General features: G+C 73.3%; 18 protein-coding genes. 3 read left to right on the top strand and 15 right to left on the bottom strand.

Annotation, left to right across the window (positions count from 1 at the left end; genetic code table 11):
- Positions 1 to 112: 112 nt before the first annotated feature.
- From ACFV6D_RS34370 to ACFV6D_RS34310, 13 genes are all read right to left on the bottom strand, one after another.
- Positions 113 to 793, bottom strand: coding sequence for a BTAD domain-containing putative transcriptional regulator (locus ACFV6D_RS34370; protein ID WP_380427795.1), 681 nt, complete (start codon positions 791 to 793; stop codon positions 113 to 115).
- 214 nt (positions 794 to 1,007) lie between these two features.
- Entirely contained in the window at positions 1,008 to 1,298 is a 291-nt protein-coding gene (locus tag ACFV6D_RS34365; protein WP_107453059.1) for a helix-turn-helix transcriptional regulator, read from the bottom strand.
- Positions 1,299 to 1,556: 258 nt separating this feature from the next.
- Positions 1,557 to 3,782 (bottom strand): MMPL family transporter, encoded by a 2,226-nt coding sequence (locus ACFV6D_RS34360; RefSeq protein ID WP_380562685.1) that lies wholly within the window; start codon positions 3,780 to 3,782, stop codon positions 1,557 to 1,559.
- 154 nt (positions 3,783 to 3,936) lie between these two features.
- Positions 3,937 to 4,512, bottom strand: a complete 576-nt coding sequence (locus ACFV6D_RS34355) for a 4'-phosphopantetheinyl transferase family protein (protein ID WP_380562683.1) — start codon at positions 4,510 to 4,512, stop codon at positions 3,937 to 3,939.
- 203 nt (positions 4,513 to 4,715) lie between these two features.
- Positions 4,716 to 5,876 carry an acyl-CoA dehydrogenase family protein gene (locus ACFV6D_RS34350; protein WP_380335732.1) on the bottom strand — a complete coding sequence of 387 codons (1,161 nt, stop codon included), beginning with the start codon at positions 5,874 to 5,876 and terminating at the stop codon, positions 4,716 to 4,718.
- Positions 5,873 to 6,604: a hypothetical protein gene (locus ACFV6D_RS34345; RefSeq protein WP_380335734.1), complete on the bottom strand. Its 732-nt coding sequence runs from the start codon at positions 6,602 to 6,604 to the stop codon at positions 5,873 to 5,875. The genes ACFV6D_RS34350 and ACFV6D_RS34345 overlap by 4 nt, the downstream gene beginning before the upstream one ends.
- The gene (locus tag ACFV6D_RS34340) at positions 6,601 to 7,491 is read right to left on the bottom strand and encodes a hypothetical protein (RefSeq protein WP_380335737.1); all 891 of its coding nucleotides are present in this window, start codon (positions 7,489 to 7,491) and stop codon (positions 6,601 to 6,603) included. The genes ACFV6D_RS34345 and ACFV6D_RS34340 overlap by 4 nt, the downstream gene beginning before the upstream one ends.
- A 2-nt stretch (positions 7,492 to 7,493) precedes the next feature.
- Positions 7,494 to 7,766 (bottom strand): acyl carrier protein, encoded by a 273-nt coding sequence (locus tag ACFV6D_RS34335; protein ID WP_063348736.1) that lies wholly within the window; start codon positions 7,764 to 7,766, stop codon positions 7,494 to 7,496.
- A gap of 47 nt (positions 7,767 to 7,813) precedes the next feature.
- Positions 7,814 to 9,100 (bottom strand): type III PLP-dependent enzyme, encoded by a 1,287-nt coding sequence (locus tag ACFV6D_RS34330; RefSeq protein WP_063348737.1) that lies wholly within the window; start codon positions 9,098 to 9,100, stop codon positions 7,814 to 7,816.
- Positions 9,101 to 9,102: 2 nt separating this feature from the next.
- The gene (locus tag ACFV6D_RS34325) at positions 9,103 to 10,515 is read right to left on the bottom strand and encodes an ATP-grasp domain-containing protein (RefSeq protein ID WP_063348738.1); all 1,413 of its coding nucleotides are present in this window, start codon (positions 10,513 to 10,515) and stop codon (positions 9,103 to 9,105) included.
- Between the two features lie 113 nt (positions 10,516 to 10,628).
- A complete protein-coding gene (locus ACFV6D_RS34320) occupies positions 10,629 to 11,561 on the bottom strand; it encodes a 3-oxoacyl-[acyl-carrier-protein] synthase III C-terminal domain-containing protein (protein ID WP_063348739.1) in 933 nt (310 codons plus the stop codon).
- A 194-nt stretch (positions 11,562 to 11,755) separates the two neighbouring features.
- A complete protein-coding gene (locus ACFV6D_RS34315) occupies positions 11,756 to 12,343 on the bottom strand; it encodes a TrmH family RNA methyltransferase (protein WP_363370405.1) in 588 nt (195 codons plus the stop codon).
- Positions 12,340 to 12,984, bottom strand: a complete 645-nt coding sequence (locus ACFV6D_RS34310) for a class I SAM-dependent methyltransferase (RefSeq protein ID WP_063348741.1) — start codon at positions 12,982 to 12,984, stop codon at positions 12,340 to 12,342. Before ACFV6D_RS34310 ends, ACFV6D_RS34315 begins: the two co-directional genes overlap by 4 nt.
- A gap of 240 nt (positions 12,985 to 13,224) precedes the next feature.
- Between ACFV6D_RS34310 and ACFV6D_RS34305 the strand changes: the two genes are divergently transcribed.
- Complete coding sequence (locus ACFV6D_RS34305) at positions 13,225 to 13,422, top strand: hypothetical protein (protein WP_063348742.1); 198 nt, start codon at positions 13,225 to 13,227, stop codon at positions 13,420 to 13,422.
- A 37-nt stretch (positions 13,423 to 13,459) separates the two neighbouring features.
- Here the strand turns inward: ACFV6D_RS34305 and ACFV6D_RS34300 are convergent, their stop codons facing one another.
- A complete protein-coding gene (locus ACFV6D_RS34300; protein WP_380562681.1) occupies positions 13,460 to 16,024 on the bottom strand; it encodes a lysylphosphatidylglycerol synthase domain-containing protein in 2,565 nt (854 codons plus the stop codon).
- A gap of 83 nt (positions 16,025 to 16,107) precedes the next feature.
- Positions 16,108 to 16,869, bottom strand: a complete 762-nt coding sequence (locus tag ACFV6D_RS34295; RefSeq protein WP_063348744.1) for an SDR family oxidoreductase — start codon at positions 16,867 to 16,869, stop codon at positions 16,108 to 16,110.
- Positions 16,870 to 17,098: 229 nt separating this feature from the next.
- Between ACFV6D_RS34295 and ACFV6D_RS34290 the strand changes: the two genes are divergently transcribed.
- Complete coding sequence (locus ACFV6D_RS34290) at positions 17,099 to 17,365, top strand: UBP-type zinc finger domain-containing protein (RefSeq protein WP_380427777.1); 267 nt, start codon at positions 17,099 to 17,101, stop codon at positions 17,363 to 17,365.
- A 164-nt stretch (positions 17,366 to 17,529) separates the two neighbouring features.
- Positions 17,530 to 17,802 carry a hypothetical protein gene (locus tag ACFV6D_RS34285; RefSeq protein ID WP_063348746.1) on the top strand — a complete coding sequence of 91 codons (273 nt, stop codon included), beginning with the start codon at positions 17,530 to 17,532 and terminating at the stop codon, positions 17,800 to 17,802.
- Positions 17,803 to 17,931 lie beyond the last annotated feature (129 nt).

Below are 17,931 nucleotides of genomic sequence, written 5' to 3'. Positions count from 1 at the left end.
ATATCCGGCCATACGAGATGTGAGTGAGTCTCGTGGGATAGGAGATGTGTATAAGAGACACGCGGGGGAGCCGCCGGCGTGTCGGGGCGAACTGCCCTCGCCCCGACGGGACTTACAGCGAGGGATCCTGCATCAGGATCGCCTGGTAGAGGTGGTGGAGACGACGACTCGGCTTGAGCCCCAACTCGTCGTCGAGCCACTTCCGGGTGCGGTGGAAGATGTCGACGGCCTCCGACTGCCGGCCGCACCGGTAGAGGGCGATCATCAACTGCTCGCTGAACCGCTCGCGTTCCGGGTACTGGGCGAGCAACTGCTTCAGCTCGGCCACCACCGTCCCCGCCTCGCCCGCTTGCAGCTGGGCCGAGATCAGGTCCTCCCGCGCGGTCTTGCGCTGCTCGTCCAGACGCAGCGCTACGGCACGGCACCAGGGCCCGTCGCTCGTGTCGAGCAGGGCCGGTCCGCGCCACATCCCGAGCGACTTGCGGAGCGTGTCCATCGCTTCGTACGGCCGGTCGCTGACCAGCCCCGCGCCTTTCTCCGCCGTCCGCAGGAACCGGTACGCGTCGACCGCGTCCTCCGAGACGTTGAGCATGTAACCGTTGTCAACCGTGCGGATGAGTTCCTGGTCCGGCCCCTCCAGACCAAGTTCCGCCAACGATTTGCGCATGCGTTTGACATTGGCCTGCAAGGCGTTGCGCGCGTTCTTGAGCGGCGCTTCCCCCCACAGCTCGTCGATCAGTTCGTCGAACGCGACCACCTGGCCGGCGTTGAGCGCCAGCATGGTGAGCATCACGCGATTCTTCTTCGCCCGTAGACCTACGGTGCGCTGACCGTCGCCGATCAATAGTGGGCCTAATATGGAGATGTACACCAAATTCCCCGTCCCTAGCGGTGAACTCCAGCCACAAGCTTTTCTCCTGTGACCTCGGCCCGGCCACCGTCAACAGTGGTCGACGTGTTTGGGGTGGCCTGACAAAGGGGAAAAGCCTGGGTATCATTCGCGCTGGTCAAGTATCGGACACGCCTGGGTCGTCCGGCCATGTACCTTCGTACATGAGTTGATGAACCTGCGCCACCAACCCCACCTGAAGCCGCGACTCCACTCCCAGTTTCGCCAGGATGTTGGCGACATGCGCCTTCACCGTGCGCTCTGTGACGTGCAGTCGGGCGGCGATGCCGCGGTTGGAGTGTCCGGCACCGATCAGGTCGAAGACCTGCCGTTCCCGTCCGGACAACGTCCCGACCCGGGTGAGTTCGTTGCGCCAGCGCGCCGAGGCGAGGCTGCCGTCACTGTGCATGGCCACCCCCCTGACCGCCCCCTGCTTCCCCGTGGCGCGTCCACCGGCAGTTGCGCCCCCCCGTCACCGGGAAGGTCGTTCACGTGCCGACGAACGCGCATGCGATTCTACAACTCCCGTAACAAACCACCACGGGACAGTCGGCGTCAAACCCCTTGTCACGACTGGTTGTGGCCAGGTGCCTGCACGAAACGCACACGAAAAGGACCGGGGAGGGGCTAAGCCCTTCCCCGGCCGTCGAGTTGGACGGGTCCCGTGTTACGGGAGGGTCGTGCGTGCCGCCGAGGCCGCCGCCGCGGCGGCCACGATGGCCGGCATCCGCGGGGTCCGGGTCGTGGTCTGGCGCGCGAGCCGCGAGGGCCAGAAGGTCTTCCAGCCGAGCAGGGTGACCACGGCCGGCAGGACGACGATCCGGATCACCGTCGCGTCGAGCAGCACCGCGCAGGCCATGCCCACCCCCATCTGCTTCATCTCGATGAAGTTCAGCGAGGCCAGCAGGGCGAACACGCAGACCATCACCACCGCGGCGCTGGTCACCACGCCGGCCGTGCGGGTGATGCCCTGCTCGACCGCCTCCTTGACGGAGAGCCCGCCGCGCGCCGCCTCCCGGATCCGGCTGACCACGAAGACGTGGTAGTCCATCGACAGGCCGAGCAGGATCACGAAGAGCATCAGCGGCAGCCAGGCCACCACCCGGCCGGTGGACTCGAAGTGCAGCAGGTCCTCCGCCCAGGTGTGCTGGAAGATCAGCGCGAGCAGGCCGAAGGAGGCCGCTGCGGACAGCACGTTGAGCACCACGGTGATCAGCGCGAGCACCACCGAGCGGAACGCGGCGGTCATCACCAGGAAGGTCAGCACCAGGGCCACTCCGAGCACCCAGGGCATCTTGTGCATGACGTTCGCCCGGTAGTCGACGTCGAACGCGACGTCGCTGCCGCCGACCGCGAACTCGGCGCCCGCGACCGTGCCGAGGGTCTGCGGGGCGAGATCCTGGCGCAGCCGGGCCAGCGAGGCGCGGGCCTGCGGGGAGCCGCTGTCGAAGTGGGTGCCGATCGCGATGGTGGCGACCGTGCCGTCGGGGGAGGTGCGGACGACCGGCGCCGGGTTGTGCACGAAGAGGTCGTCCTGCGAGGCGCGTTCGACCAGCGACTCCACCGCGGTGCCCAACTGCGCCGTCCGGTCGGCCGGGACCTTCACCGCGACGGTGTGGGTGTCGGCCTGGCTCGGGAAGGAGTGGGTCAGCCGCTCGTTGGCCTGCATCGCCGGGATCGACCGGGGCAGGTCGTCGATCCCGGTGGCCTTGAGCTTCAGGCCGAGGGCGGGCAGCGCGAGGACGAGCAGCGCGCCGACCGAGACCACCAGCGCGATCACCGGGTGGCGCAGGGCGGGCTTGAGCATGGTCGACCACAGCCGCGGCTTGACCCCGCCCTTCTGGGTGAGCCGCCACACCAGCGGGACCCGCGGCGCGTCCAGGTAGCGGCCGAACCGGGACAGCATGGCCGGCAGCACGGTCAGCGAGGAGGTGATCGCGATGGCGACCACCAGCACCGCGCCGGTGGCCATCGACTCGAAGGCGATGTGCCCGGCGAGGTAGAGCGCCCCCATCGAGATCATGACGACCACGCCGGACACCAGCACCGAGTGCCCGGAGGTGGCGGCCGCGATCTCGATGGCGTCGATGTTGTTGGCGCCCAACGCCCGCTCCTCGCGCTGGCGTTTGAGGTAGAACAGCGAGTAGTCGACCCCGATGGCCATGCCCATCAGCACGATGACGTGCGTCACCGGCCCCGGATCGGGCACCAGTTGGGAGGCCACCCCCCACAGGCCGAGCCCGGCGAGCACCGAGGACAGGCCGAGGACGACCGGGACGCTCGCGGCGACGATCGCGCCGAACACGAAGACCATCACGAGCAGCGTCACCGGCAGGCTCAGCACGGTCGCCTTGCCGAGGTCCTTGCTCAGCATCTCGTTGAGCCCGGCCTTGATCGAGCCGGCGCCGACGAGTTCCATCCGCAGCTCGGTGTGCGACGCGTGGGTCCTCGCCACGGTGTCGATGAGCGGCTGCACCCGGTCGGCGGAGGTCTCCGGATCGCCGTCGAGGGTCACCGGGACGAGCAGGGCCGAGCCGTCCGGCGCGGGCACCGGGGCGTCGATCGAGCTGATGCCGGGGAGGGCCTTCAGGTCGCGGGTGGCGTCCGAGGCCGCGGACTGCGCCTGGACGGGGTCGAGCCGGCCGCCGCCCCACGGGGTGATGAGGACGTTCTCCACCGCGCGCTCCTGGAGGCCGCCGCTGCGGGCGATCGCGGCCGCCCGGCCGGACTGGCCGATGGCGAGGTCGGAGGTGGTGGCCTGCCGGGTGCCCGTGACGCCGCCGACCACGAGGGCCGCCACGACGAACGCCACCCAGAGCGCGATCGCCCACCAGGGGTGGACGGCGCTCCACCGAGCGGCCCTGGTGATCACGTTCCTGCCTTCCACGATCACGTTCCCCTCCTCAAAAGAAATGCCCGGATCAAGACACGGGCCTGACTTATGAGTCCGGCCGGTGCGGTGCGGCGTTCGCCTGCATCACTGAATCTAGTGACGCTTCGACGCATGATCACGGGTACAACTTCGACGATTGGAGGGGGAGTTTCTTCTACTTGACAGCCGACCCGAGAGGGCTGCCGCCGGATTCCCCGGGCGGAATTTGATACCACATCCGCCGGGACACGTTAAAGGGCCCGTCGCCGATCAGTGCGACGGACCCCGCGTATTCCTCGGGCAGCGGCAGGTCGGTGACTCTCCACGGACCGGGCAACGGACCGGAGCGTGCGTACACGGTGGCTTCCGGTCCTTCGTGGGCGACCGGGATCCCCATGCCCTGGGTGAGTCTGGCGCCCGAGGCCTTCACGCACGCCTCCTTCCTGGTCCACAGCCGGGTGAAGGCGTCGGGCCCGCCCCGGGCGACCAGCTCCCGTTCGTCCGGGGGGAAGAAGCGACCGGCCAGCCGGGTGGTGTCCAGCTCGGCGCGGGCCAGCTCGACATCCACGCCGACCGGCCGTGATGCCAGGGCGAGCAGGGCGATCTCGCCCGAGTGGGACAGGTTGAAGTGCAGGCCCGGCGCGTCCTCGACGGCCGGCTTCCCCCACGGGCCGCGGCTGAAGTGCAGCCCGGCCGGGGGGCGGCCGAGGCGCTCGCCGAGGACGATCCGGGTGGCGGCGTGCGCGAGCACGAAGCGGCGCCGCAGTCCGGGCAGCTGTCCGCTCCGGGCGCGCGCCCGCTCCTGCTCGTCGAGCAGTTCCTCCAGGTGCGGCGGGTACCCGTCCGGGGCGTCCTGGGCGGCTTCGCCGTCCGGGCGGTCCGGGTGCTCGCCACCGGTCAGCGGAATCTGCCAGATCTCGACCGTATCCCGACCGACCGGTTGTTCTGTCCCGTTCAGAACCGGCCCACCTTTCCGGTGTGCAGCCCCTGGAACAGATTCAGCTTCTGGATGTTCCGTGTCCCCTCCATGAACTCCACGCCCCGGGCGTCCCGGGCGAGTTTGTCGAGGAGCGGGTGGTCCAGCCGGGCGCCGGGCCCGAAGAAACCCAGCGCGCGCATCGTGACGTCCTCGGCGAGTTCGCAGGCGCGGGCCTTCGCCGCCGAGGAGAGGTGCCCGGCGGCCGGCTTGCGGTCCACTGCGAGGGCCGCCCGGTAGGTCAACCGGCGGGCCGCGTCGATCCGCTGGCCGAGCGACTCGAACAGCTCGCGCTCCGCGCCGCGCAGTTCCCGGCGGTTCTCGGCGACGTAGTCGTGGGCGGCCCGGGCGATGCCGAGGGCGATCGCGGCCACACTCGGGCGGAGCTGGTTGAAGACCGAGACGATGCTCCACATGCCCCGCCGGGTCGGCGGCAGGTGGGCGCCGAGCACCCGTTCGGCGGGCACGTGCACCCCGTCGAGGGTGATCCGGGTCAGCTGGACGCCGCGCAGGCCGAGGGTGGGCAGCGGCTCCGCCCGGAAGCCGGGGTCGGAGGTGTCCACCAGGACGGCCAGCACGCCGAGCCGCTCGGTGCCCGCGACCCGCGCGAACACGGCGCCCAGGTCGGCCCGGGCGGCGTTGCCGACGTAGCGCTTCTCGCCGTCCAGGACGTACGAGCCGTCGCCCACCGGGGTCAGCGTGGTGGTCATCTCGCCGATGGCCGAGCCGCGGTCGGGCTCGGTGAGGCCGAAGCAGGTCCAGCGGGGGCGTTCGGCGAGCCGGCCGTACACCCAGTCCTTCTGGGCCTGGCTGCCGAGCACGCTCAGCAGCACCCCGCACATCGAGGCGCCGGGCGCGCCCAGCATCATCCCGGCGTCGCCGCGCGCCAGTTCCTCGCTCACCAGGACCCGTTCCAGGGTGGCCAGGCCGTGCGCGGGGCCGGCACCGGCCTCGGCGGACGCCCGGTCCCACTCCGGCGGCACCTGGTGGCCGGCCAGGAAGCGCACGGCGGGCAGGTCCAGGAAGCGGTGGACGGCCTCCGGGTCCCGGTCGAGGTCGAGCGCGCCCGCCCGCAGGTCTTCGGCCCACCGCCGCACGTGCCGGTGCGTGGTTTCCAGCGGGCCGGGCAGGCTGATCACACGTTCCCCTTCCGGGAGTCGACGTTCTGTGCCGTGTCCCCGGCCGGCCCCGGCCAGCCGCAGTACACGTCGGCGAGGAGCTCGGAGGCGTACGCCGCCCGGCCCGGCCCCTCGGCGGTGAAACCGTACGCCCCGAGCAGCCGCAGCAGTGCGCGGTCGGCCTGGGTGATCTGGGCCTGGAGGCGGGCGAGGGCCGGGCCGTCCAGCGGCCGGGCGGGGGCCGGCGGGGAGTCGTCCGGCCCCTCGGTGAGGTCGTCGAGGACGCCCTCGATCTCCAGGTGGTCGATCAGCACGTCGGCGAGCGCGCCCTTGACCAGCTGTTGCAGCAGCAGCGAGGAACCCTCGACCTGGCGGCCCGCGAGGTAGGCCAGGCAGGCCTCCCGCAGCCGCTCGGACGCGCCGAGCCGCAGCCAGGCGAGGCCGGTGCCCCAGTCGTGGGCGTCGGGGCCGGCGGGCGCCCGGGTGGCGTCGGCGGGGCTCAGGACGGCCAGACCGGGCACCGGGTCCAGGCCCCCATTCCCGTCCTCGTCCCCGTCCTCGTCGTCGCCGAACTCGGCGTACTCGCCGAGGAGTTCACGCGGGACCACGGCGTGCCCGCGCGGGCCGCGCGGTGCCACCCCGGGGGACAGCGCGCGGGAGAGCAGGGTCAGTGCGGGGACGAGGCCGTCGTTGCGCGCGCTCGTCCGGGCCTCCTGCCAGTGCTCGCGCACCTCGGCCGGAACCGTCATCGGACCCCCAACTCCCCCGTGTCGAGTGTGCAGTAGGCCAGGAAGCCGCGCTCCCGGTCGTAGTCGGCCACCACCACCGGGCGGTCCCGGTCGGCGGCGGCGAGCAGGGCGGCCCAGCCGCCGGTGGCGGGCTGTCCGGCCGCCACCTTGGTCCACGGACCGCCGTGTGCCGGAAGTTCAGCACAGCCGTCGGACAGGCCGGAGCCGGTGACCAGCGCGGCCGAGGCGTCCCAGCCGGCGAACAGCCCCGGCTCCGGGAGGCCCTGGGCCGCGCCGCCCAGCGGCGCGTCGCCGCCGTCCCAGTGGATCAGCAGCGCGACCGCGGCGTCCGTGTGGACGGCGCTCTGCCCCGTCGCGGGCAGCGGGAACGGCTGGGTGCCCTGGTCCACGACCAGCAGCAGCAGCCGCGACCAGCCGCACCGCCGGGCGTACTCCACGGCGACCCGCAGCGCGCTGAACGGCGCCAGGACGCCCTGGTCGGACAGGGCGAAGGAGAGCGGCTCGCCCGGCAGCCGCCCCTTCACGCAGGAGGCGACCAGCTCGGCGTGGTCGAAGTCCGGCGCGGAGTAGGCGACCACCACCACCTCGGGGCACTCCTCGGCGGTCAGCGGGCCCAGCGCGTCGAGCGCGCCGTGGGCCAGCTCCACCGAGGTGCGCCGCCCCGAGGCGGCGAACTGCTCGCGGTCGAAGTCCGCGCCGTAGAGCGCCCCGAGCTCGCGGTAGAAGTCCTCCCGCGCGGCCTCCGGCCGGTACGGCGCGCCAGGCCCCGGCGGGGTGTGGGCGCCGGCCCGGATCAGCCGCGGCAGGACCGCCGCCGGGGCCGGGCCGGGCGTGCCGTCCGCGCCGGCCGGGGCCGGACGCCGTACGGGCGCAGTCGCGCGGAACATGCTTAGGCGCTCGCTTCCGCGGCGACGAAGCCGGCCAGCGAGCCCACGGTCTCGAAGTGGGTCATGTCCAGCTCGTCGGCGTCGAACTGCACGTCGAGGATCTCCTCGATGGTGATGAGCAGTTCGAGCGCGCTGCTGGAGTCCAGGCCCAGCTCGTCGAAGAGGCGGACGCCCGGGTCGGCGCCGGAGACGTCCTTGTTGAGGACCTCCGACAGGCCCTTGCGGACGGCGTCGACGTACTTCACGTCGGCCACGGTGTTGGCAGTGTCGCTCATGGTGTTCTCCTCGGGCTGGTCCCGGCCGTGGGTCGGCCGGTCGGTGGTCAGTTCTGGTCGTCGCCGGGGGCCGCGTACAGCCGCTGGCGGCCGAGCATGGCCTCGACGTCGTCGCGCTCCCGGATCAGGTGCGCCCGCCCGTCCAGGACGAGCACCTCCGCCGGGTAGCCGTGGCTGAGGAAGTGCACCGGCGAGGCCGTCGGCCCGTACGCGCCGGAGCGCTGCACCCCGATCAGCTCGCCGGCCCGCAGCGCCGGCATCGGCACCTTCTTGCCGATGACGTCGTTGGGCGTGCAGAGCGGGCCGGTGATGTGCCAGGGCTCGGTGGCCGGCTCGTCCAGCCGCTCCAGCGCGGCCATCGGGAAGTTGCGCTTCACGTACGAGCCGATGCCGACGGCCGCCATGTGGTGGTTGGTGCCGCCGTCGGTGACCGCGAAGTTCTCGCCCATCGAGGTCTTGGTGTAGCGCACCCGGGTCACGTAGGTGCCGGACGCGGCGACCAGGAAGCGGCCCAGCTCCATGATCATCCGGGTCTCCGGGTGCCGGGCGCGGAAGTCCGCGATCAGCGGGTTGAGCCCGGCGGTCAGCTCGGCGACGTCGAGGTCCTTCTCGTTGTCGAAGTAGGCGATGCCGAGGCCGCCGCCGACGTCGACCGTCTCCAGCGGGAAGCCCAGCTCGGTGGAGAGGCGCTCGGCCAGCTCCAGGATCCGCCGGGTGTTCTCGACGACGGACTCCTCGATCAGGATGCGGGTGCCCAGGTACACCTGGACGCCCATCAGCCGGATGTTGGGGTAGCGGCCGGCGAGGTCCTTGCCCTCGGCCAGCAGCAGCTCCTCGTCGGTGCCGAACTGGCGCGGCTTGCCGCCCATGGTCAGGCCCGAACCCTTCACCGAGAAGCGCGGGTTGACCCGCAGCGCGACCCGGGCGGTGATCCCGCGCTCGCGGGCCACCTCGTCGATCAGGTCCAGCTCGCCGATCGACTCGCAGACGATCGCGTGGATGTCCTCGTCCAGGCAGGCCGCCACCTCGCCGCGGCTCTTGCCCGGGCCGAGGAAGATGATGTCGCGCGGCTCGACCCCGGCCCGGCGGGCGGTGACCAGCTCCGTCAGCGAGGACACCTCGGCGCGCGAACCCAGGCTGTGCAGCAGCGCGCAGACGGAGATGTTGGGGTTCGCCTTGAGCGAGTAGAAGACCTCCAGCGCCGGGTGCAGCGCCTCGCGCAGCCCCTGGAAGCGGGTGGTGATCTCCTCGCCGTCGTACAGGTAGAGCGGGGTGCCGAACTCCTCGGCGAGCTCGGTGATCCCGAGGCCCTGCACCTCGAATGCGACGCTCACGGTCAGCTCCGTTCCGGGTAGGCCGCGAGGCGGCGGGTGATGTCGGTGTCGAGCGCCTCGATCTCCTCGTCGGAGGCACCGACGAGCACGCCGTACAGCCGGCCCTCGAAGCCGTCCGCTTCGGTGTCGGCGGCGGTGCCCGCGGCGGCGTTCACCGTGGCGTAGTTGTTCACGAACAGGCCGCGCGGGCGCGGGCCCCGCTCGGTCAGCAGCAGCCCGTCCAGCACCTCGGCCAGTTCGGCGAAGGGCAGCGGGCGGGTCAGCCGCAGCGGGAAGTGCCGGGCGACGGCGACGTCGTCGGCCCCGGCCAGGCCGCCCTCGTGCACCACGTTCTGGTACGTGGACATGTTGTTACGGGCGTTGATCTCGATGACCGGGTACAGGCCCTCGTCCGGGTCGACCATCGCGTCGACGCCGACCACGCCGTAGTAGCCGTCGGCGGCGAGCCGCTCGCCGAGCCGCAGCGCCGTCGCCTCGATCTCGGCGACCTGCCCGTCGGTCAGCCGGGCCGGGATCCGGTGGCCCTTGTGGACGCCGCCCTCGGTCAGCAGCTCCTTGACGAAGTCGAAGTGCGTGGAGCCGTCCCGGCCCACCGTGAACTGGTAGTTGAGGTCGCAGCGCTTGGCGACCCACTCCTCGATCACCAGCGCGGTGCGCGGGGCCCCGCCCGCGGCCTTGGCGGCGCGCTCGGCCTGCTGGACCGCCATCCGGTGCAGCCGGCCCAGCCGGGCCTCGGAGTCCAGCACGACGATGCCCTTGCCGGACACGCCGAACGCGTCCTTCAGCACCACCTTGCGGCCCGCCGCCAGCAGTTCACCGGCCGCGGCCACCGCCTCGGCCAGCTCCTCCAGCGTCTCGCAGGCCCAGCCGCGGGCCTGGCGGATGCCCAGCTCGTCGGAGAGCCGGCGGCTGTACACCTTGCTGTTGACCCGCTTGCAGACCGCGGCGGTCGGCGCGCCCAGCTGCAGCCCGGTGCGCTCGGCCAGCTCCTCCTCGACGGTGGAGATGCCGTGCGCGGTCAGCCGGGCGCCCTCGGCGGCGACGGCGGACAGCGCACGCAGCAGCTCGGGGTCGGCGAGGGCGTCCTCGCTGACGGTGCGCTGCGGGTCCTGGCCGGCCACCACGTGCACGGTGGGCAGCTCCAGGCCGAGGCCCTCCAGGTAGCCGCGGTAGCCCTCGTCCAGGGCGGTCTTCAGCACGACGTGGTCGTCCTTGCCGCCGAGCAGCAGCGCGAACTCGTCCATGCGGTTCACCACCGCACTGCCCGCGTGCGAGGCGACCCGGGGCAGCGCGGGCTCGCCGAGCGCCCAGTGGTTCTCCACCTCGAAGTTGCCCAGGAACACCAGCGGGGTGTCCGCGGACCCGGTCACGGCGCGCTTGAGGCGCGCGCTGAAGCCGGAGGACGGTAGATGCATGTCGACCTCGTCATTTCTCGTGTGCGCTCGGGCGCGGTGCGGCGGGTGCGCAGGTGCTGCGGTGGTGCGGGTGCGCCGGTACTGCGGGGGACGGCCGGTCCCGTGGACGGCCGTCAGTGCTCCAGGACCATCGCGGCGAAGGTCGCCCCGAGCCCCACGCTGGTCATCAGGTAGCGGTCGCCGGGGCGCAGCCGCCCCAGCTCGGTGGCCTTCTGCAGGTTGATGAAGGGGTCGGCGCAGAAGCAGTGCCCGGTCTCGCCGACCAGGTCGAGGAAGACCTTGTCGAGCGGCAGCCCGAGCGTCTTGCAGACGCCGATCCACGACAGCCGGTTGACGTTGTGCGGCAGCACGAGCGCCAGCTCGTCGAGGCCGCAGCCGGCCTCCTCCAGGGCGGCGCCGATCACTTCGCACAGGCCGGGCCCGTACAGGTCCTGGAACTCCTTGGCGGCGGCGTCGCCCATGATGAACTCGTCGCCGAACTGGGTGTGGGTGCGCGTCGCGTAGCCGAGCATCCGGTCGGAGCCGGTGCGGTCCGCGCTCACCAGGAAGGCGACGGTGCCCTCGCCCATGACGGTGACGTCCGGGATGGACTGCGTCTGGGTGGTGCACGCCTTCTCCCCGGCCAGGACCAGGGCGAGCGCGTTCGGGTCCGGGTCGGCGGCCAGTAGGGTGCCCGCCAGGTCCAGCGCGAGCAGCCCGGAGGCGCAGGCGTGGTGCGAGACGACGAAGCCGGCGGCGTGCTCCAGGCCGAGCTCGACCTGGAGCGGTCGGAGCGAGGTCATCGGGTACGGCAGCGGCGACGGCATCGTGCGGGCCTGGAGGACGTATTTGACGCGCTGTTCCTGCCCGCGCAGTTCCACCAGCTTGGTCGCGGCGCGCAGCAGCAGCTCGGTCTCGGTGGCCGCGGGGTCGCGGCACACCTCGGAGAGCCCGTAGAAGCGCTGGTAGCGCCGGAGCTGCACATCCGTCAGCTGGAGTTCCTGTTGGAAGCGCGCGATCGGGATGGTGTCGGGAAGACAGCTGGAGACTGCCGTGATCGACGTCATGCCAACTACAGTCGCCTGGAGCGCTGACGCTTAGCTGACGCTGCGCTGACCGCCGCCGCGCGGTGGCGGGGTGCGCTCCCCGCAGACGCCGGGGAGGTCCGGCCCGGAGGCGTGGTCGACCGTCCCGTACCGCCGGACGGAAACGACCGGAGGGGTGGGCCTTTCGGCACACCCCTCCGGAATCCGATCAGGTCCTACTCGTCGTCGGCCCCGCCGAGGTCACCGAGGTCGCCGAGGTCGGTGCCGTCCGGGGTGCCGCTGATCGCGTACCCCTGGCGGCGCGCCTCGTAGCAGGCCACCGTCGCGGCCGCCGACACGTTCAGCGAGCCGACCCGGCCCAGCTGCGGCACGAACACCACCTGGTCGCAGAGCGCCAGCGCGTCGGGGGTGATCCCGCGGTCCTCGTGCCCCAGCACGAAGGCCACCGCCGGGGTCAGTTCGGCGGCGAACATCGGCACCGCCTCGTCCGCCAGCTCCAGGCCGACCACCTTGAAGCCGTCCGCCTTCGCCGCCGCGACCGCCTCCGCGATCGTCGGGAAGTGCTCCACCTTCAGGTACTTGTCGGTGCCCATCGCGGCCTTCTGCGCGCCCGAGGAGCGCACCGACGGGGTCTCCCCGGCCAGGTACAGCTTCTCGGCGCCCATCGCGGCCCCGGTCCGGACCACCGAGCCGACGTTGAACGGCGACTGCAGGTTCTCCAGGATCATCGCGAGCCGGAACTCGTTGCTGCGCCGCCACGAGCGGTGCAGTCGCTTCAGTTCGGTCCCGCGCAACTGCTTCACGACGACGTTCCCCGTCCACTCTCCGTACCCTCGCCCGGTTCCGGGCGGGGTCGTGCTTCCAGAATCCGGAACCCGTTGACCGACGCGACCCGGGTGGTCGGGTAGCCCTGCTCGTTCAGCCACTTCTGCAGCGAGTCCGAGCCCAGGTGCTTCTGCACCACCAGGAACGCCGAGCCGTCCGGGGTCAGCCGGCCGAGCCAGTGCGTGAGCAGCCGGCGCAGCGCGGCCTTGCCGATCCGGATCGGCGGGTTGGAGTAGATGGTGGCGAACCGCACGTCCTGCGGGACGTCCTCGGGCAGCGCGGCCTGGACGTTGCCCAGCCGCAGTGCCTCGGCGTTCAGCCGCACCAGTTCCAGCGCGCGCTCGTTCACGTCCACCGCCCAGACCGGCAGCCGCCTGCGCCGGCTCGCCCAGGTCAGCGCGATCGGGCCGTAGCCGCAGCCGACGTCCAGGATCGGGCCGCGCACCCGCGGCTGCGGGGCGTGCTCCAGCAGGATCCGGGTGCCCGGGTCGAGCCGGCCGCGCGAGAACACTCCGGTGTCGGTGGTCAGTTCGAGGGTGAGGTCCGGCAGGGAGACCGTGATCGGCCGGCGCTCGCTGGCGACCTCGGGTGCACCGGTGAAGTAGTGCGAGCCGGACATGATTTCCCCGTCGTTCGTAAGGGCCTCGGGGCCACCGGGTGGGTGTGGGTAAGCCCTTGGTACGGCACCGATCGTACCCCCGGTGGCCTGCGGCGCGTTCCGTGCCGGCCGGCGGCCCGGGTGCCGCGGGGCCGCCCCGGCGCGATCGCGCCCGGCCGCCCGGCGACGGATACTGCCAGTACCGCCCCCGCGCCCGTGGGAGCCTCCGGACAGCGCCTCCGAACAGTGAGGACGGACGCCATGCCGCAGAATCACGAGGACTACCTGATCGACGAGGCCGTCGAGACCGTCGAATCCGACGACGAGGCACCCGAGGGCGACGAGTACGACGAGGTGGCCGAACGCCGGGCCGTCGGAGCCGACCCGGCCACCGATGTCGCCGACGCCGCCGAGCAGAGCCGCGTCGTCCAGCTCGACGAGGACGAGTACCGCGAGTAGCCGCCGCCGGGCCCGGTCCGGGGCGCCGTCCGGTGCGCTACAGCGCCCGGCGGCGCTGCAGCCAGGTCATCGCCGCCCAGCCCGGCAGCACCGGCAGGATCAGCGTCAGCAGGCGGTACATCGCCACCGCCGCCAGCGCGCCGCCCTTCTCCATCGACGCGGTCTGCTGCAGCAGCGCGATCAGCGCCCCGTCCACCGCGCCGGCCCCGCCCGGGGTCGGCGCCACGTTGCCCGCCGCGTTGCCCACCAGGAACACCACCGCCACCGAGGCGAAGGACGGCTCCCGGCCGATCGCCCGGGTGCAGCAGTACAGGCAGCCGATCAGGCAGATCGACACCAGCAGCTGCCCGGTCAGCCCCACCGCCAGGCGGGCCGGGCTGCGCAGCAGGTCCAGCAGCCGCGGCAGCACCTCGGTGGTCAGCGGCCGCAGCCGCGCCGCCAGCCAGCGCCGGGCCGGCGGCACCGCCGAGACCACCGCCAGCAGCGCCGCCGCCCCCGCCAGCCCGCCCACCACGGCGGGCAGCGCGTCCAGCTCCGAACCGCCCGGTTGCAGGTCCAGCAGGTAGACGAAGGCGCCCAGCTGGAGCAGGTGCAGCACCAGGCCGATCAACTGCCCCACCCCGACGCTGGACAGCGCCTGCGCGGTCGGGATCCCGGCCCGCTGCAACAGCCGGGTGTTCAACGCGATCCCGCCGACGCCCCCGGGCGACACCAGCTTCACGAACGCCCCGGCCAGCTGCGCCAGCACCGCGTTGCGGAAGTCCAGCCGCTCCGGCACGAACCCGACGAACCCCATCGCCGCCGTCACGTGGCTCAGCGCCGCCGCCAGCAGCGCCAGCGCCAGCCACGCCGGATCGGCGTCGGCCACCGCCGAGATCGGGTTGTCCTCGGCCGCGAACAGCTGCGGGATCAGCAGCCACCCGGCCACCACCCCGCCCACCACCGCCAGCAGGGTCCGCGGCCGCAGCCGCTCCAACCGCACCGGCCGCACCTCCGCCTGCGGCCTGGTCCGCAGCACCTCCGCCCGGATCTCCTCCAGCAGCCCGCCCCCGCCGCCGGTGGCCTCGTCGGGCCCGGGGCCTGCCGGGCCGCCCGTGCGGGCGGCGGCGGTCGGGTGGGCGGCGGTTGGGCGGGCGGTGCGCTTGAGGGCGTGGCGGGTGGTGCGGGCGAGGGCGATGGGCTGGAGGAGGGGGAGGGCGGCCTCGACGGTGTCGGCGCCGAGGACGGTGACGGCGGTGTGGACGGAGCGGGCGGCGCCGGCCCGCAGGGCGAGGGTGGTGAGCAGCTGGGCGATGTCGCAGCGCAGCACGAGTTCGCTGGCCGCGATGTCGCCGTCGGCGAAGTCGACCAGGTGCACCGCGCCGGTCGCGTCCACCAGCAGGGAGGACGGGACGAGCGCCCGGTGGGCGATCTCCCGGCGCTGGAGGCGGGCGAGCTGCCGCCAGGCGTCGGCCAGCAGGTCGTCGGTGACCTCCTCGTCGGGGAGCCGGTCGAGGGCGCGTCCGGGGAGGTGTTCGTAGGCGATGAGGGCGGTGTCCTGGCCGAGGCCGGCGGTGGCGGCGATGCGGCGGGTGCGGACGCCGGCGGCGAGGGCCGCGTAGGTGACGAGCGCCTCGTGTTCGAGGCCGGCGCGGGGGGAGCGCAGGGCCCGGGGGTGGGGGGCGGTGCGCAGCCGCAGGCGACGCCAGGCGCGCTGGACGGCGGCGGCGGTGACGGCTTGCCGGTCGAGGAGCTGGACGTCGAGGTCGGGCCGGTCGTCGGCTTGCCGGACCAGGTAGCGGTCGGGCCCGGCGGGGTGGGCCTCGGCCGGGCGCAGGCCGCTCTCGCGCAGGGCCCGGAGGATCTCGCCGGGCCTGGGCAGCGGGTCGGGGGTGCCGACGGCGTAGAGGGTGCCGTGGGCGCCGGTCCAGCCGATGAGCAGGCCGAGCAGCAGGGCGGTGGGGGTGGCGTACCCGCCGGCGAGTCCGGCGAGGCCGGAGAGGGCGAGGACGGCCCAGGGGGCCCGGTGTTCGCGGTTGCCGGAGGCGGTCATGAAGGCGAGGACGGGCGCGAGGTAGCCGTAGACGGGCTCGGTGTGGCCGAGGGCGCCGCCCGGCAGGGCCTGGGTGAGGGCGGCGAGCAGGGAGGCGGGGGCGACGCCGTCGGCCCACAGGTCGAGGAGCAGGGTGGCGCCGTAGGCGAGGACGGCGGCGAGCAGGCCGTCGGAGACCTGCTGGAGGGCGCGTCGCCGGTCGGGGCCGAGGAGGCGGCGGGCGGCGAGGACGACGGGCACCAGCAGCACGGCGGCGGTGGTGAGGCCGCCGGCGAGGCCGGCGAGCGGCCGGGGCACCAGTTCGGCGGCTTCGGCGACGTCGGCGGCGATGCCGCCGGTGGTGGCCCGGGCGTAGTCGGCGAGCAGCAGGGTGAGGGCGATGGCGATGAGCCCGGTGAGCAGCCGGATCAGGGCGACGGGCTGCCGGACCCGGCCGGGTTCGGACACCGCCCGGGCCGGGCCCCGGCCGGCTCCGGCGCTCGCCGGTATGCCGGTGTCCGCCGGTGCGGGCGTGCCGGCGGTGTCGCCACCGCCGGTGTCGCCGTTCGTTCTCCCCGTCACGATCGCCACGGGTGGCATGCTCCCATGCCTCCCCTGATGGTGGAGCCGGAGCCCGGAAGCCGGCCCGGATCGGGGGAGTTCGGGGACCGGCCCTACGCCTGCCGGGTCGGCACGACGACCGTGTGGCTCAGGTTGACGTGCCGGGGGCGGCTGACGGTGTAGGCGATCAGGTCGGCGAGGTCGTCCGCGGTGAGTGCGGGGATGGCCGCGAACATGCCGCCGAGCTGTTCGCGCAGGGCGGGGTTGTCGATGTGGCCGCCGAGTTCGGTGTCGGTCAGGCCGGGCTCGATGGAGCTGACCCGGACGTCGCGGGGGCTGAGTTCGGAGCGCAGGGCGGCGGACAGCTGGGTGAGCGCGGCCTTAGTGGCGCTGTACACGGCGTAGTTGGGGAAGACGACGCGCGAGGCGATGGAGGAGACGTTGACCAGGTCGGCGGCCCGGCCGTCGGCGGCGGCCGCGGTGAGGTCGTCGGCGAAGGCGCGGATGATCCGCAGGGCGCCGGTGAGGTTGGTGTCGACCATGCGGGTCCACTCGTCGGTCCGGCCGTCGGCGAGGGGGTTGGGCAGCATCACGCCGGCGCTGTTGACCACCAGGTCGACCCGGCCGTAGGCGTCGTGGACGGCCTTGGCGGCGGCGTCGACGGAGGCCTGGTCGGTGATGTCGGCGGTGACGGCGAGGGCCTGGCCGCCGGCGGCGGTGAGCTCGGCCGCGAGGGTGTCGAGCCGGTCGGTGCGGCGGGCGAGCAGGGCGACCCGGGCGCCGTGGGCGGCGAGCAGGCGGGCGGTGGCCGCGCCCATGCCGCTGGCGGCTCCGGTGACGACGGCGGTGCGGGCGGCGAGGGCGGGGTAGCTCATCGGTGGCTCCTGGGCCTGGGAGGGTGGTGGGGCTGACGACGACAACTGTGCGCGGGCGGCGGAGGTTCGCCCAGGGCCGTGTGCGTCCCGGGTGCGGCCTTCCTGGGATGCGCTTTCCCGGGATCCGCGGTCCTGGGTGCGGCAGGACCACCCTGGCGCCGGGAAGGCCGACCGGGCGCGCGGCGTGTCTTGAGGCCGGGGCCGGCCGGGCCGTCACTACCCTGCGGGCATGAGTGCCTGCGAAGACCTCGCCGCGGCCCCCCAGGACATCGAGCCCCTCCCCCCGGCCGACGGCTGCGCCGACTGCCTGGCCCAGGGGCGCCAGGACTGGGTGCACCTGCGGATCTGCCTGGACTGCGGCCACATCGGCTGCTGCGACTTCTCGCCGCAGCGGCACGCCACCGCGCACTTCCACAACACCTCGCATCCGGTGATCCGCTCGTACGAGCGGGGCGAGGACTGGCGCTGGTGCTTCGTCCACGAGGTCATGGGCTGAGGCCCGGGCCGGCCCGGCCCGGGGAAGCCGAGGCCCGTTCCCGGTGGCATCTCCCGGTGGCATCCGGGCGCAACCCCGATAAAATCCGGACATAACGACCGTGCGGCCCCCGGCCCCTCCGGTCGACATCCGTCCGGCCGGTGACCGCCGAAGGGAGGCCGACGATGACCAAGCGAACACCGGGCAGCACCGCCCAGCTCCGCCGGGGCACCCAGGAACTGCTGGAGCGCCGCGGCATGGCGACCGCGCCCACCCGGCTGGTGCCGATGCTGCGCGCCGACGCCATGTCCTCCGCCACCGCCGGGTACGCCGTGCCCGACGCCTTCCGGCACGGTGGCCGCGACCGGGCGGCCTCGGCGGGGCACGCCGCCCCGTCGATGCACGCCGAGCTGAAGGGCCACCGGCACCGCGGCGCGGAGAAGCACTCCGCCCACTGAGCGGATCCGGGTCCGGGGGGGGGGGGGGCCGGGGCGGGCCCCCCCCCCCCCGCGGGGGGGGGGGGGTGGGGGGGGGGGCGGGGGCGGGGGGGGGGGGGGCCGGGGGGGGGGGGGGGGGGGGGGTGGGAG

Origin of the sequence: Kitasatospora sp. NPDC059812 (genome assembly GCF_042732075.1) — a bacterium.
Taxonomy (GTDB): domain Bacteria; phylum Actinomycetota; class Actinomycetes; order Streptomycetales; family Streptomycetaceae; genus Kitasatospora.
Note: the sequence above shows the minus strand (reverse complement) of the source record. Positions and strands in the feature narration are given on the sequence as shown.

Excerpts from the sequence above, each read along its gene's own strand:
- ACFV6D_RS34365 (WP_107453059.1), bottom strand. The coding sequence starts at position 1,298 with ATGCACAGTGACGGCAGCCTCGCCTCGGCGCGCTGGCGCAACGAACTC.
- ACFV6D_RS34345 (WP_380335734.1), bottom strand. The coding sequence starts at position 6,604 with ATGACGGTTCCGGCCGAGGTGCGCGAGCACTGGCAGGAGGCCCGGACG.
- ACFV6D_RS34340 (WP_380335737.1), bottom strand. The coding sequence starts at position 7,491 with ATGTTCCGCGCGACTGCGCCCGTACGGCGTCCGGCCCCGGCCGGCGCG.
- ACFV6D_RS34335 (WP_063348736.1), bottom strand. The coding sequence starts at position 7,766 with ATGAGCGACACTGCCAACACCGTGGCCGACGTGAAGTACGTCGACGCC.
- ACFV6D_RS34325 (WP_063348738.1), bottom strand. The coding sequence starts at position 10,515 with ATGCATCTACCGTCCTCCGGCTTCAGCGCGCGCCTCAAGCGCGCCGTG.
- ACFV6D_RS34320 (WP_063348739.1), bottom strand. The coding sequence starts at position 11,561 with ATGACGTCGATCACGGCAGTCTCCAGCTGTCTTCCCGACACCATCCCG.
- ACFV6D_RS34310 (WP_063348741.1), bottom strand. The coding sequence starts at position 12,984 with ATGTCCGGCTCGCACTACTTCACCGGTGCACCCGAGGTCGCCAGCGAG.
- ACFV6D_RS34305 (WP_063348742.1), top strand. The coding sequence starts at position 13,225 with ATGCCGCAGAATCACGAGGACTACCTGATCGACGAGGCCGTCGAGACC.
- ACFV6D_RS34295 (WP_063348744.1), bottom strand. The coding sequence starts at position 16,869 with ATGAGCTACCCCGCCCTCGCCGCCCGCACCGCCGTCGTCACCGGAGCC.
- ACFV6D_RS34290 (WP_380427777.1), top strand. The coding sequence starts at position 17,099 with ATGAGTGCCTGCGAAGACCTCGCCGCGGCCCCCCAGGACATCGAGCCC.
- ACFV6D_RS34285 (WP_063348746.1), top strand. The coding sequence starts at position 17,530 with ATGACCAAGCGAACACCGGGCAGCACCGCCCAGCTCCGCCGGGGCACC.